The following is a 14,559-nucleotide window of genomic DNA, read 5'->3' as shown; positions in this document are numbered from 1 at the left end:
GGAATCGATAACCGGAAAAAACGATAAAAGCCTTCTCGACCTTTCAAGGGAGAGGTTTCAGGCCCCCACCAGACTTTTTTCTCCAGTTGAGAGCCAATTTGCCCAGACCGAGCAGACCGATGCCGACAAAGAAAAATCCCCGCAGCTTGGCAGGGGTTTTCCCCTCGGTAAACAAAAGAACGTTCTCGGGGACATCTATGCCGTAATCCCGGGACAGCTTCGCGAGACGGTTCCGGTTGTTTTTGCCAATCAAACCGCTCATGACCATTCCGGTCACTTCGCGGGAGCCGAAAAAGAATTGTCTGTTCTTCTCCAGGAATTCCTGTCTTTCCCGGTCCGACTCGAGTTTGAAATAATAGGTCTTCAAGGTCTCGACTATCTGAGGATTGCGCGTTTCGACCAGGACTCGATAATCCTCGGCCTCGGGGGCGGTTTTCAATGGAACGAGAAAGGCGTTGACTTCAACGGATCCGGATGTGGAAATGGCTTCGAGGAGGTTCTGGTGCCCGCCCTTGATCGTCAGCCATTCCTGCTGCGGTTCCCCCTGCTCCAGTTCGGCAATTTGCACCGGCATCGGCTTGGGGTTGCGGAACAGCAGGTTGAGATCGGTGTAACCGAGAAAAAGCAGAACAAGACAAACGACCAGCAGGGTAATGCGATAGCGTTTCATATCCGTCCCAACTATCGAGAAACCTCCGCAGAGGAAGCTTCTCGAACTGTTTTTTTTCTAAAACCTGTGAAAAATCGGGGCCGCCTTTAGGGCGGCCCCGAGAGTCATTCCATCCTGCAGGAAAAAATTTACATCAGGCTTCCATGGCTTCGGCTTCGGTATCGGCAACCCCGGTCTTCTGGGTCATCAGGGAAACCACCACCAGGGCGATGAAGCTCAGGGGGATGGAAACCAGCGCCGGGCTGTTGAAGGAGACCGGAGCGTTTTCCGGCAGCTTGCCGTACAGCACCCACATGTCGGGGGAGAGCAGAATCAGACCGAGGGACGAAACCAGGCCGACCAGCACCGAGGCGGTAATGCCCTGAGCCGTCGTCTTCTTCCAGAACAGCAGCATCAGAATCGGCGGCAGGTTGGCCGAGGCGGCCACCGCAAAGGCCCAGCCGACCAGGAAGGAGACGTTCATCCCCTCGAAAACGATGCCGAGGTAGATGGCGATGCAGCCCACCACAACCGCGGCGATCTTGCCGGCCATGACCTTGGAGGTGTCGGTCATCTTCATGCCGAGGAAGTTATCCATCAAGTCGTGAGCCACTGCACCCGAAGCCGCCACGATCAGACCGGAGACCGTCCCCAGCACCGTGGCGAAGGCCAGCGAGGAGATGATGGAGAACAGCACCACCCCGAAGGACAGGGCCAGAAGCGGAGCCGACATGTTGTTGTCGGTGAGGTTGATGACGCCGTTGGTCATGGCGCCGATGCCCATGAACAGGGTCAGGATGTAGAAGAAGCCGATACTGGCGATGGCGACGATGGTCGATTTACGCGCGGCGGCCTGGCTCGGCACCGTGTAATAGCGGATCAGGATGTGCGGCAGGGCCGCGGTGCCGCAGAACAGGGCCAGCATCAGGGAGATGAAGTTGAACTTCTCGGTGCCGGTGGCATTGTCGACTTTGAACTTCAGACCGGGGCGCAGGATCCGGGAGCCGGCAGTCGGCTTCGGATAGTAGATGGTGGTGAGGGCGCCATCATCCTTGACATAGGCCTTGCCCCAGAGCATGACGGTGGAATTCTTGACGGCCTTGAGATAGGCGAAGGGGCCAAGAGCACCGGTCTGGGCCACTTCTTCGCCATCGATGCGCAATTCCTTGATGGCTCCGACGGGGAAGAAACGCCCTGCTTCCTTGGGTGCCCCGTTGTACAGCTTGGTACCGTCAGCCAGTTCCTGGGTATACAGGGTTTCCTTCAGCTCGTAACCGGTTTCAGCTTCCTCGACCTTCCAAACCGAGGGTTCCCCGTCCTTGGTCAGCTTAACAAAGCCGTGCTCGCCATAGGGGCTGGTCTCCCAGTCCTGGGGTACGCTGTAGGAGGAATCGGAGAGTTGCAGGGAGCCGTCGGCCCCCTTGGTCGCGGTCATGGTCTGGAAATTGTGATAGTCCTTCCGCCCGCCTTGATCGGGCGAGGTGCTCAGGCCGCGGCCGAAGACGCCGATGACCAGAATGGTCGAACAGACCAGCAGCATGCCCCCCTTGAAGAACTGGACATAGGTGGTGGAGGCCATGCCGGCGGTGGCGACGATCAGGGTGACGACCACGCCGACGATCAGCACGCCGACATAGTGGGGCATGCCGAGCAGGGGCTGCACCAGCACGCCGGCGCCGACCATCTGCGGAATCAGGTAGAAGACCGAGACCAGCAGGGTCGAGATGGCGGCGGCCAGCTGGATGCCCTTGGAGTTGAATTTGGAATCGAGGGCGTCGGTGAAGGTGTACTTGCCCAAACGCTTCATCGGCTCGGCCACCAGGAACAGGGCCACCATCCAGCCGGCCAGGTAGCCGATGGAGTAGAGGAAGCCGTCGTAGCCGGCGGTCGCGATCATGCCGCAGATACCGAGGAAAGAGGCAGCCGAGAGGTAGTCGCCGGCGAAGGCGATGCCGTTGACGAACCAGTGGATATTGCCGCCGGCGGCATAGTAGCCTGCCGACGAGGTAGCCCGGCGGGCCAGGTAGAAGGACAGGCCGAGCACGAAAAGAACGAAACCGAGAAAGAGGGCGATAGCCAACGGAGACTGAGTATAGACCATGGTTGACTCCCCCTTACTTGTTCAATCTTGCTTCTGCGCTATTGCAGAAGTAGTTGTAAATGATCGCCATGATAAAGGCGATGATGATCAATCCGAAGCCGAACACCACCGCCAGGGTCTGACCCATGATGGTGACTTCCATCAGGGCAGGATTGACGGAGTTGATGCCGACAAAAATGGCATAGATCAGTGTGTAAAACAGAAACATCCAGATTCCGAGCTTGGTTTTGTAGCCCGAAGCATTGTCTTTACCCAGCTTTACCGCGGGTCCGTGTCCCATAATCGCTACTCCTTTTTTGGCTTTTCTTTTTTATAGCCGCTTGTCCGGTGGGGAAAACCGAACAACGGCGGGTCGCTTTTGGCGGCGTCGGTTGCCGTTCAATCTAAAATACCGGCCCTTACACCTCCTTTCTTTGGTTTCGGGGCCCGAGGGAAGGCCACCATATTGCGGGCAACGACACCAGGCGAATAAGCAAAAATCACAACAGTTGAGAATTAAATTCATGCCATCTTCACCGCCTGAAACCGTGAAGATGCCATCGGGTGTAAACAACCCGAGTATCATACGTAGTTCCATTTAGATGTCAACAGTTATCTTCCTGTCTCGATCTAAGGAGCTACAAGGTTCCTGGAAATCCGTAAAATCCAAAGGAGGGAAAAAAGCGGAGGGTTGTTGACACTGGGAGGAAACAAGGGGCTGAAAAGCGCCTGAAGCCCCCACCTTACAACACTGTGCGGCCGAAATGACGCTTGGTCGCCTCCTGCAATTCACGAACCGCCTGAAAGGAAGCTCTAAGTAGGCTCTGTTCGTTTTTGGAGAGGGCCTGGGGATCGATGAAATGGTTTGGGCTCTTGCCGGCATCAACCTGGGCGATTTCGTTGCGCAGGCGCAGAAAGACCAAAGCTTCGAAGGCTGCTTCGATATGCTCGGCGGTTTCCGTGGCGAATACGCTGCGGGCAACCAGGGCCTTGAGTCGCTTCAGGGTTTCCAGTTCCTGCAGCTCCTGTTCCAGACAGAACATCCGGATGCAGTCGACGAGGTAGATGCTGCCCGCCAGCTTCAGGGACAGCTTTCCCGCCTGGGGTCCGCTCTTTTCCACCAGAAAACGACCGAGAAGACCGAGGGGAACCCGGTACTGCAGATCCAGGGTCATCATGTGGTAGAGGAATCCGGGATAATCGTGCATCTCCTGATAAACGATGCTGCGCAGATCGTGGACAAGGCCGGCATCTCCAACCAGGGCGGTGAAATCGAAAAAGATGGACGATGTGCGAACGTTCTGCGGTTCGGGCTCGCTGACCCAACCCCGGACGCGGGCCTGCCAGTCGCAGAGCCGGCCACGCCAGGCCGGATTGTTGGCCATCACCTTCCCTTCACACAGGGGATAGCCGACCTCCGCCAGCGCCGTCACCAGTTTTTCCGAAAAGGGCATGAAATACCCCTCGACCTCGGTCAGCCGGTCGTCATCCAGATTCTCATAGACGAAACCGTTGTCCTGATCGGGATTGAGCAGCATTTCCCTGCGCCCCCCGCTTCCCATGATCAGGAAACAGTGGCGGATCGCGGGTTTCACAAATCCTGCCGCGATCATCTCCCTTTCACAAAGCTCGTAGACCCGCCTGATGATTTCGTAGTGAATATAGGACAGTATTTCCATCACCTCGGGCAGGGTGCGGATTTCCGAAAGCAGCGCCCGAGCTACCTCGACGATCTCCTGACGGATCAGAGCAAGCCCTGCCAGGGAGTTTTCCTCACGGATGCTACCAAGCAGCAGCATGGCCTTCTGACTCCGGTACCGCATCAGGTCGCTGAGGGTGACCATGCCGACGGTTTCGCCTCCATCGACGACCGGCAGATGCTTGAGCCGATGGCCAAGCATGTAGGACATGGCTTCATACATGTAGGCGTCAGGCGACATGGAAAACGGGCAGGCAGCCATGATCTGCCCGGCGGACAAGTTCCGGTTTTCCAGCTGACCGGGGGCAATCACCTTGGTTACCAGATCCCGCTCTGTCACCAGGCCGGCCGGCCGGCCGCTGTCGTCGACCACCACCACGGAACTTATTTTTTTTTCGACCATCCGCCGGGCAACTTCCTGAACCGACTCCTCGGCCCCGCAGGTGGCCACCGGAGAGGACATGATCTCGGAAAGCCGTTTTTGAAAGGGGTAGGCCTCCAGGTGAGCGAGAGCGCTGCGGGTATGATCGGCAACGATTTCCGCATACAGCTGCTGCACCCTGAACAGGACGGCACCGGTGAAGTATTCGCGCAGTTGGGGGTGTCTTTGCTCAGCCTGACGGAGTTGCTCGGAGGGAATCAGGTAACATTCGGTTTCCCGGGCGGCGCGGGCGCCTCCGGAGTAGGATTCGTCGGAAAAAACCGGCATCTCCCCAAAAAACTCCCCTTCCCGGCGATACTCGACCACCAGATCGATACCTCCGGGAGTCAGAGCGGTGATTTCCACGAGGCCCTTTTTTACGATGTAGAGAAACCCGGTAGCGGGATCGTCCTGTTCGAAAATGACATCACCAGCGGAAAAACTCCTGACCCGGGCCGCGGCAAGAATCTCCCGGACAATGGTCTCGGGAAGCCGGTCGAAGGGCGCCATGGAGCGCAGTTGCTTCGAGGGAGTCATGCATCCTTCCTTCAGTTCACGGGACTATCGGCCGGGGCCACGCCATATTTCAGGGAGGGGCCGGGGAGTCTTTCCAGGAAAACGGCAACATCCTAGCGACTAATCCTGAGGTTGGCAAGAGCAATCCTGAATCCTGTTGCAACGGATCGTTGTCTTCGTCTTCCTTCCCGTGTATCATCCAGAGAAAAGTATTAGTCCGGATTATCCATGGAAACTTCTACTGCAGAACATGGTGAACAACAGGGCCAGAGGCCTTCAAACGACTTCCATGATCTCTCGCCGAGACTGTTCATGCGCCCGAACCTGAAATTCTGGATTATCCTCACCGCCGTCGAACTGGCCGTGTTCAGCATCATCATTGGCAGCTGTGCCCTTGCCTGGGTGCAGCTTTCTCCGCGGGAACAGGATTTTTTCTCCCGGGTCGCGGTGCGTGTGGTGCCTTATCCGCTGCTCGGTGCCCTCATCCTGTTTCTGATCATCGCCCTGCTGGTCCACTTCCTGTTCCGCCACTACGTCATCCCGATCCTCAAAATAGGCGAAGAAACGAAACTGATTTCGGCCGTCAATCCCGGGTACCGCATCGAACCAAAAGGACCTTTGGAACTGATCCATCTGGCGGACACCATCAACGAATCAGCCGATGCCTTCCAGGCCCTGCAGCAGGAGATAAAGGGGAAGATAGACAAGGCCAGGGCGGACCTGCGCGCGGAACGCAACCGCTTGGCGGCCCTGATGTCGAAACTCCCCACAGGAGTGCTGGTCTGCAACACCAGCGGCCAGGTCATGCTCTACAATCCCCAGGCCCAGCGCCTGCTGCAGCAACCGGGAAAACGCATCGGACTGGGAAGATCCATTTTCGGTATTCTCGACCGCGAGGCCATCGTTCACGCCCTCGATCTGCTGCATCAGGCGGACCTGCAGGGGGAAAAGGCCCCGGCCGTCAACTTCATCACGACGGCTCAGGAAAACCTCTGCCTGAGAATCAACATGGTCCCTGTGTACCAGGAGGATTCCCGCCCGCGGGAGATCAGCGGATTTTTCCTGGCCATCGAGAATATTACCGATCAGATGGAGGCGGAACTGCAGCGTGACCAGATCTTCCAGATCTTCACTGAGGACATGCGGCATTTCTCCGACCGCATTCATGGGATAACTTCTAAAAAAGATAAAACTTCAGGCAATCAGGAGGCATGGAAGGGGATTGATGACCTTTGCCGAGCCATGAAGCTGCGGGTCAGAAATGCAAGGGAGGAATATGCGCGGCATCTTTTTTCCACGGGCGGCATCGAAACCGTGCTGGGAGATTACCTGGTGGAAATCATCAGACGCCAGCTTGGCCGGCAGGCGGGAATCCCGGTCGAACGGCAGGTCGCTCCGGAAATCTGGCTGCAGATCGACAGCTATGCCATGGTCCAGGGTCTGGCTCACCTCGGTGCCCCCCTGCGGGGCTGCTCCGACCTCGACCGGCTGATGCTTCGCCTTCAGGGAACAAACGACCGGCAGGCCGTTCTTGAAATCGAATGGAAGGGGTGTGCACTGTCCAGGGAGGAACTGGACAGCTGGCGACATCAGCCTCTGATTCGGAATGGGCGGAGTAAACTGATTTCCTTTTCCGACCTGATCGACAAAGTCCAGGGGAACATCACCTTTTTGCCGCCGGACCGCGAAACCTGCCAGGGAGTCAGGCTGACCCTGCCCCTTTCCCGCTCTGGAGAACACTTCAAGGAAAAGGTCCCGGCCGAAGACCGCCCCGTCTACTACGAGTTCAACCTGCTGACCCAAGTCTGCGTCGAGGACCTCTGCAAGCAGCCCCTCAATCAACTGACCTTTGCCGTTTTCGACACCGAAACCACCGGACTGCAACCCTCTCAAGGGGACGAAATCATTCAGGTCGGCGCTGTGCGCATCGTGAACGGTCGCATCCTCTATGACGAAACCATGGATCAACTGGTCAACCCCATGCGAACCGTTCCCGAGGAATCGATCCGGATCCATGGCATCACTCCCGAACTGCTGCAGGACCAGCCGACCATCGAAACCGTCCTGCCCGAGCTGCATCATTTTGCCGAAGGCTCGGTACTGGTCGCGCACAATGCGGCCTTCGACATGAAATTTTTGAAACTGAAGGAAAGGGAAACGGGGATTCGTTTCGAACAGCCTGTCCTCGACACCCTGCTGCTCTCCTCCATCGTCCATCCCCATCTCGAAGGCCATGGTCTGGAGCAGATTGCACAGCGCCTCAATGTCGCCGTCATCGGACGCCACACCGCCCTGGGCGACGCGCTGGTCACGGCGGAGATCCTGTGCAAACTGATTCCCCTGCTGGCGGACAAGGGGATCTACACCCTCAATCAGGCTCTTGAAGCCTGCGCTCTTTCCCCCTACGCCCGGCTGAGGTTCTAGCCTTCGAAGAAAGGCAAATATCCGATTTCGATCCCGATTTCGATTTCGACCAGGAAACTTGAAGGCTTATAGGCGCGTTTCTTCGAGGTGGGGGCGGTATCGGGGTCGGGATCGAAAAGGTTCAGTTCAACCCGCTACCGATAGCGACCCCGATCAGAATCAGCAGGGTGGGTTCTACATACTGCGGATGGCGACGAAGATCTTGCGCAAACTGGCGACGCAGGCATCGATTGCGTTGGCCATGCGCCCGATTTCGTCCTTGCGGTTCATGCCGAGATGGACGTTGAAATTGCCGCTGCCCAGCTTTTCCATGGCTTCCACCGCCTGCTGCAGAGGGATGGATATCTGGCGGGAAACGATCAGCGTCACCACCACCGCCGAGACCAGGAGCGCTGCGAGAATGCCGAATGTGGTGTAAAAAATCTTGGCCAGCGCCTCATCGATATCATCGGTATAGACTCCCGCACCGATAATCCATCCCCATTCGGGCAGTTCCTTGACGAAAGAAACTTTTGCCGCCGGCTGCTGACTCCCAGGCTTGTGCCAGACGTACTCGATAAACCCTTCCCCCTGTTTGCGCACAAGGGAGGCCATTTCCACGAAGAGTTCCTTGCCGTTGGGATCCCGATAGTTTACCAGGCTTTCTCCGACCAGTTCTTCATCGATCGGATGCATGATCATGCGCGGCTCAAAGTCGTTGATCCAGAAATAGTTGTCTTCCCCAAACCGCAGTTGCCGTACCGTCTCCAGAGCAAGCTGCCGCCCCTCTTCCCGGGAAAGCCGGCCCTGATCCACCATTTGCACGTAACGGTCCAGAACCCCCCAGGCGGTTTCGACCACATGCTGGATGTCCTGACGCCGTGCTTTGATGTAATTCTGTTTGGCCTCCAGGTAGAGCCAGGATACCACCAGGCAGAAGACGAGAAGCATGCTGCCGATCAACAGAAAGATCTTGTGGGAGATTTTCAGATTTTTCAAAGCAGTCTCCTTCCGCAAATCGGCTGAAGCAGATCGGGATCGCGACAGCTCATTCGGGATTCGAGCTGCGTTATTTATTTTAGGGAAGGGAATGCGCCAGTGCAATGGGTTTCACTGCCTGGGGTTGCAAAAGGCACTGAAAAGAGAGGGGACAGAAACCTCTTCCCCCTGCGCATGCAGGGGGAAGAAAGGATAAAAAGAAGCTATACGGTCAGAGCTCGCAGGCCCTGCATCGGCCGGCCCCGTTTTTCACCCAGGTTCCGCTCGACCTTGGCCAGTCGCTTCAGGCCGTATTTCAGGGTGCGGTAACGGGCATTGATGCTGCTTCTCGGCAAAAATTCCTGTTTTCTGGCCCTGGCCAGGACCTTGTAGATGGTCGGCCGGGAGACGCGGAAGATTTCAGCCAGTTCTGTAACGTTGTATTCATCGGACTTGTACAACTGCCAGATCTGCTGCCTGTCATGGGGGGTGAGTCGAATACTTTTGTGCATGTTCATGGCCTGAAAAACCTCACTTCTATTTTCTGCCGCCAATGGAGTCGGCGCTTTTTGTGAACACTCAATTCTGCCGGACGGCCACGCCATCGTTTCGATAAACTTCCCTGACCACCTGCACCAGCCCGGCATAAATTGCGAGGATCCCGGTAAAAATCCCCTGATAACCAGCGGCAAGACGAATCATATCGTTGTTTGTGGCCGTGGCAACCGCAAGCATCACGAACAGCAATGTCAGGAAACCGAAAAAAATTCTCAGATTCAGAGCCATTTTCAGGCTTCCGAGGAACAGGGCCGCCGTAAAAATACCCCACATCGAGAGATAGGCAACCAGTGCGGCTCCTGATGGGGGCGGTCCCAAACCAAAACGGGGCATCAGCACCAGAGCCACCAGGGTCAGCCAGAAAAGGCCGTAGGAGATGAAGGCGGTGGCTCCGAAGGTATTGTCCCTGCGAAATTCCATGATTCCGGTAATGATCTGGGCAAGACCTCCATAAAATATGCCTATAGCCAGCATCAGGGCGCTCAGGTTCAGAAAACCTGCATTGTGCAGGTTGACCAGAACAGTGGCCATCCCGAAGCCGAGCAGACCAAGGGGCGCCGGATGGGTGATCGCGGGGGCTTGCATCGCCTTCTTTGGCGGAACTTCAGGTATCAAAACGCTGCCGGCAGAGGGGCGATGGTCCCTGAAACTACGGGAGGACACATGACGGCCGAGAAAAGGCAGGGGCCACTTGACCTTGAAGGGTTTGACCAGGGGACGGCCGGATACCGGCTGCCGGCGATCACGGATACCGGCAACCTGATTCCCCATCTCTGCCTGCCGCATATCCCTGACGGCTTCTGCCGGACAACGATCGATCAGTTCCTGATATTTGCTGCAGGCCCGGTAGTTGGAGCTGCAATATTTGATGATGGTTGCGACATCCGATGGGCTGATGTAACCACAACCGACGTCACAGGAATTTTCGTCCTTGCCGTAATAGGAGCACCGGATGCCATCATTCATGTTCCGCTCCTTCCCTGTGGGGTGAAAAGCCGGCATGGCAGAGGGATCGTAACCGTCCCTCAACGGCTTCGCTCCCTCTCCATGCCAATAGAGTAGCTGAGCTCTAATAGAGCAAAGGACGTACCAAGATGAAGTGCCAGAGAAAAATATTTTTTCTCTTTATTTTCAATAAGTTATGATTGTCTTGAGGCCAGGTTCGATTTTCGGGCCGAAGACTTTTTGCAAAATTGCAAAAAAGAGGAAAATCAAAAAAGTGCCTTGGTTGCGAGCTGGTCTCACCTCGGACGGTTTTTGGCACATTAACGTCTAAATTACAGGTAGTTACCTATCGGCAACATGGACAAGGCGGCTTTGCAGCAATGCAAACTAGGGGATCACGAGGTTTTGCATCTTTGCGAATCGGGCATTTGGCAAAAAAAAAGCGAAGCCCTAGGCTCCGCTTTTTTCTAAATAATGATTCCCGGAATTTAGCGGGCGATGACGCCAAGAGGCATGATCTGACGCCCGTTCACTTCGTTGAGAACCTGGGCCAGACCGGTGTAAATGGCGCTGAAACCGCAGAAGATTCCTTCGTAGCCGGCGATCATGGTCAAGGTTTCATTGCCGGTTGCATCTCCCGCGGCCAGCAGGAAGAAGAGCACTGTCAGGGAGCCGAAAACGACCTGCAGAGCACGGCTCAGTCGGAAGGTCCCCAGGAACATGATGGCGGTAAACAGACCCCACATGGTGAGGTAAGCGGCCATGGCAGTGTCCTTGGCAGGAGCGGCAATGCCTATGTCGGCTTTCGGCATGAGGATCAGGGCCACCAGTGAAAACCAGAACAGGCCGTAGCTGCAGAAAGCGGTGGTAGCGAAAGTGTTGCCTTTACGCCACTCCATCCAGCCGGCAAAAATCTGGGCCACTCCACCGTAGAAGATGCCCATCGCGAGGATCATGGTATCCAGGGGATAGAAGCCTGCATTATGCAGGTTGAGCAGCACGGTGGTCATGCCGAAGCCGAGCAAACCAAGAGGGGCGGGGTTGGCGGTGGTGTCGACGAGCGCACGTTGATTTTCCATTTTCTGTCTCCTTTTCCGTCTGTTTGAGTGTTTCGAGCCTGGTAAAGCCTCTCTGGACCTTGAAGCTGAGATGAGTAAAAGGATTCTGAGGCCGATGAAAAGATTCCCCTTAAATCCAATGGGGAATTTAGCAAAGAGCATACCAAGCACCGACGGGACTCAAGACCATCAATTTCTTTTTATTTTTCAGACACTTAGGAAATTCGAGGGGGAAAGATCCGATTTCTTTTCGCAATTGCGCAAAACCTGAACGTTAAAAGAAAGGGAAATTTCCGGGCAGCATGAAGGGCATCTTTCAAGGGAGGTAGCTTTTCTCTTATTATCCGGGCACTTGCAGTATCAGGAAAGGGCGGACAGTCGTATTTGCAAAAATGCAAAAGGACAGGAAGATTTCGCAGGATTGCAAACCGGAACTGCGTAGACGCTTACTTGAAGCCAAACATTTCGAAAAAGGAGACGCCGACGGGTTTCACAACCCAGAGACCGAGTGTGCAGAAAATGAGAATGGCCATGACCCAATTTAGAATCTGGGTCCGCAGACCCCAATTCGGCTCCTTACGGGGCGCCTCATCATCAGCGGGGCGTTCCTTGACAAGGTGCCGGCCGCCACCCCGTAGCAGTCTGCCTGAGGAAATGAAAATAACGGCGGAAACAAGGAACGGAGGCAACACCTCGATGCCGACAGCTCCCGAGGATAACAGGATCGCGCAATAGCCCAGGGCGATCAACCCCAGAACCGATATCTGATGACCGAGCCTCATTCCTCCCACCGCCTTGCTGTTGCCGATTTCGGCATGCCCCGGTGCGGCAACCGATTACCGGCGAAAAAACGAAGCCATCAGGTGAACACTAGCCGAGTAAGAAATCTTTGACAAGCTGTTAATTTCCGATCTCTTCAATCACATATTCGGAGGATCGCTGCAGGCGCTGAATGAATGCCTGGGCAAGAGCGATATACACCGCGCTCAAAGAGGAAAGAATTCCGAAAAAGCAGCCGAGTATTAGGAAGACCTGATGGTCTCGCAACTGGTACATCGATAACGACAGCAGCGAAGCCATCAGCGCCCCGAAAAAAACCTGCACAATTGTATTGCTGCGGAAACTGCTCAGAAACAGAATCGCAGCGAATATCCCCCAGAGGCTCATGAAGGAAAACATGGTGACGGCGCCGGGGTGACGTCCGATGCCAAGCCCCGGGAAAACCTGATACCCGACAAGCGATAGCCAGAAGATTCCAAAAGGGAGCAGGATCGCGGCATTTCTTTTATGCCCGTTCTGCCGGCTGTGAATGCCGTAGATCAATTGAACAACAGCTCCGCTGATGAGAACAATTCCTGTCAGCAATAACGGAGGACGCAGGAAATCGAGCTGACTCAAAATATAGGAGAGCAGAGAAACGGCGAACCCCAAAAGTGCCGGAAACGGCATTTCCAGATATGACACGGAGGGTGAGTTTGCAGTCATGATTCATCCATCTCCTATCAAAGGCGCTGTCAGCTCGCCCGCAAGGGAGCTGACAGCGCCGGATTAGGACAGCGACTCAGGGGAAATCAATCCCGAACCTTCTCCAGAACCAGGTCCTCTTCCTCGACAAAAATCGGTTCGACGGCAGGAGCAACGGCTTTTTTCGGCCGCATGGCCATGGCCATCATGGCGCCGACCAGCAGCATGACGCCGGCTACCATAAAGGAGGTCTGCATGCCGCCGTATTTGGCATTGAGCAGGGAGGAAACCTTCACCAGGACGAAGGCACCCACGCCCCAGGCAGAAAACAGGATGCCGAAGTTGATGCCGTAGTTCTTGGCGCCCCAATAATCCTTGGAAAAGGAGGGGAACAGGGACAGGTTGGTGCCGTAGTTGAATCCGATCATGGTGGCCAGCAGGGTGGTGAGGACTGCGCCGGAGCCCGGGCCGGAAACGACCGGAATGGCGGCAAACATCAACAAGGCCTGGAAAACCAGCATAATGGTCAGGGTTGTGGCACGCCCGATTTTGTCGGAAAGGATACCGGCGAGAATACGTCCGGAGGCATTCCCCACCGCCATGACCGCAACGGCGATGAAGGCCATTTCTCCCATGCTCTGCTTGGCGATGCCGGCAATGCTGCCGATGACCATCAAGCCGGCTCCGGCGCCGATGAAAAAGGTGAGCCACAGGCTGTAGAAGCGCCCGTCCTTGAGCATCTGCATCGGTCCGACATCGTTTGTCGATGCCTTTTTATATGCGGCGCCCCCCTTCACTGCAGGGGAAAATTCAGCAGGCGGGTTGGTCAGCAGCAGAGCCATGCCGCAAACGATGGCAATAAAGGCGAGACCCAGAATCATCATGGTTGTATGCAGACCGTACTGCCCCAACAGGTACTTGCACAAAGGAGCGAGATAAACCGGGGCAATACCGAAACCGGAAACGACAATCCCTGCGATCAGACCGGTTTTCGCGGGGGAAAACCATTTCAGGGCCGGAGGGGTCGCTGCGGCATAACTGAATCCGATTCCGATGCCGGCCAGCACACCGAACCCAAGGATCCACTCCCAGTAGCCCGATGTCTGGGAGCAGATCAGGAAGCCGGCACCGACCAGGAGGCCGCCCATGAGAGCGGTCAGTTTCGGCCCGATCTTATCCTGCATCTTGCCACCCGCAGTCATGGCCAGGGCGAACACGAGACAGGCTGTCGCATAGGGATCGCCGGCGCCGGGAAACAGGTTGGCAATTTCACCCTTGAGCATACTGTAAGCGTAAAGAATGCCTAGGGCCAGATTGATTCCAAGGCCGGCAACGACAACCTGAGCACCTCGGCTTTTTACGGTCTGCTTTTCAGGTTCCATGATGATTTCTCTCCTCTTTGTAGTGATGTTTCTACCGGGGCTGTGCGCTTTGCTGAGAAATAGACTCAAGGCTCGCGAAGCTCACTTGGTTCGTGATGAATATCGGGCTTTTCTTTGGGCAGCCCATTACCAGAGATTTCGAGTCGGGAATGGTTAGAGCAAGTGACATACCAAGACTGTCAAAATTCTGTATCGAAGTTTTTTTCTCTTTATTTTCAATAGCTTTGGCAATTCAGAAAGGCCGGGTCAGTGATGCGCACAAGAGGTGTTTTTTTGCAGAAATGCAAGAAACAGGGGTAGCAGGGGAAGGGGAAAATTCAGAAGGTCGGATGGTGCCTTGATACAGGATATGGATTTTGGCAGTGATTTCGTTGGTTTTTTTCGGATAGAAGATTCAGGAGAGGCA

At 55.6% G+C, this 14,559-nt stretch carries 12 protein-coding genes; 1 reads left to right on the top strand and 11 read right to left on the bottom strand.

Annotation, left to right across the window (positions count from 1 at the left end):
- Positions 1–43 precede the first annotated feature (43 nt).
- From R2940_08965 to R2940_08950, 4 genes are all read right to left on the bottom strand, one after another.
- Positions 44–670 (bottom strand): hypothetical protein, encoded by a 627-nt coding sequence (locus R2940_08965; protein ID MEZ4599907.1) that lies wholly within the window; start codon positions 668–670, stop codon positions 44–46.
- Positions 671–803: 133 nt separating this feature from the next.
- Complete coding sequence (locus R2940_08960) at positions 804–2,750, bottom strand: cation acetate symporter (GenBank protein ID MEZ4599906.1); 1,947 nt, start codon at positions 2,748–2,750, stop codon at positions 804–806.
- A gap of 13 nt (positions 2,751–2,763) precedes the next feature.
- The gene (locus R2940_08955) at positions 2,764–3,030 is read right to left on the bottom strand and encodes a DUF485 domain-containing protein (protein MEZ4599905.1); all 267 of its coding nucleotides are present in this window, start codon (positions 3,028–3,030) and stop codon (positions 2,764–2,766) included.
- A gap of 442 nt (positions 3,031–3,472) precedes the next feature.
- Positions 3,473–5,386 (bottom strand): putative nucleotidyltransferase substrate binding domain-containing protein, encoded by a 1,914-nt coding sequence (locus tag R2940_08950; GenBank protein ID MEZ4599904.1) that lies wholly within the window; start codon positions 5,384–5,386, stop codon positions 3,473–3,475.
- A 291-nt stretch (positions 5,387–5,677) separates the two neighbouring features.
- On the opposite strand from R2940_08950, the gene R2940_08945 reads away from it, so the two are divergent.
- Positions 5,678–7,789 (top strand): exonuclease domain-containing protein, encoded by a 2,112-nt coding sequence (locus R2940_08945; GenBank protein MEZ4599903.1) that lies wholly within the window; start codon positions 5,678–5,680, stop codon positions 7,787–7,789.
- 174 nt (positions 7,790–7,963) lie between these two features.
- Here the strand turns inward: R2940_08945 and R2940_08940 are convergent, their stop codons facing one another.
- From R2940_08940 to R2940_08910, 7 genes are all read right to left on the bottom strand, one after another.
- Positions 7,964–8,767, bottom strand: coding sequence for a cache domain-containing protein (locus R2940_08940; GenBank protein ID MEZ4599902.1), 804 nt, complete (start codon positions 8,765–8,767; stop codon positions 7,964–7,966).
- A gap of 203 nt (positions 8,768–8,970) precedes the next feature.
- Positions 8,971–9,264 (bottom strand): helix-turn-helix domain-containing protein, encoded by a 294-nt coding sequence (locus tag R2940_08935; protein MEZ4599901.1) that lies wholly within the window; start codon positions 9,262–9,264, stop codon positions 8,971–8,973.
- 61 nt (positions 9,265–9,325) lie between these two features.
- Entirely contained in the window at positions 9,326–10,270 is a 945-nt protein-coding gene (locus tag R2940_08930; protein MEZ4599900.1) for an acetate uptake transporter, read from the bottom strand.
- A 467-nt stretch (positions 10,271–10,737) separates the two neighbouring features.
- Positions 10,738–11,328, bottom strand: a complete 591-nt coding sequence (locus R2940_08925; protein MEZ4599899.1) for an acetate uptake transporter — start codon at positions 11,326–11,328, stop codon at positions 10,738–10,740.
- 425 nt (positions 11,329–11,753) lie between these two features.
- Entirely contained in the window at positions 11,754–12,089 is a 336-nt protein-coding gene (locus tag R2940_08920) for a hypothetical protein (GenBank protein ID MEZ4599898.1), read from the bottom strand.
- 118 nt (positions 12,090–12,207) lie between these two features.
- Entirely contained in the window at positions 12,208–12,792 is a 585-nt protein-coding gene (locus R2940_08915; GenBank protein MEZ4599897.1) for an acetate uptake transporter, read from the bottom strand.
- An 86-nt stretch (positions 12,793–12,878) separates the two neighbouring features.
- Positions 12,879–14,153: an OFA family MFS transporter gene (locus tag R2940_08910; GenBank protein ID MEZ4599896.1), complete on the bottom strand. Its 1,275-nt coding sequence runs from the start codon at positions 14,151–14,153 to the stop codon at positions 12,879–12,881.
- Positions 14,154–14,559 lie beyond the last annotated feature (406 nt).

Source organism: Syntrophotaleaceae bacterium (genome assembly GCA_041390365.1).
GTDB lineage: Bacteria > Desulfobacterota > Desulfuromonadia > Desulfuromonadales > Syntrophotaleaceae > JAWKQB01.
This window is presented reverse-complemented; position numbering and strand designations above follow the sequence as displayed.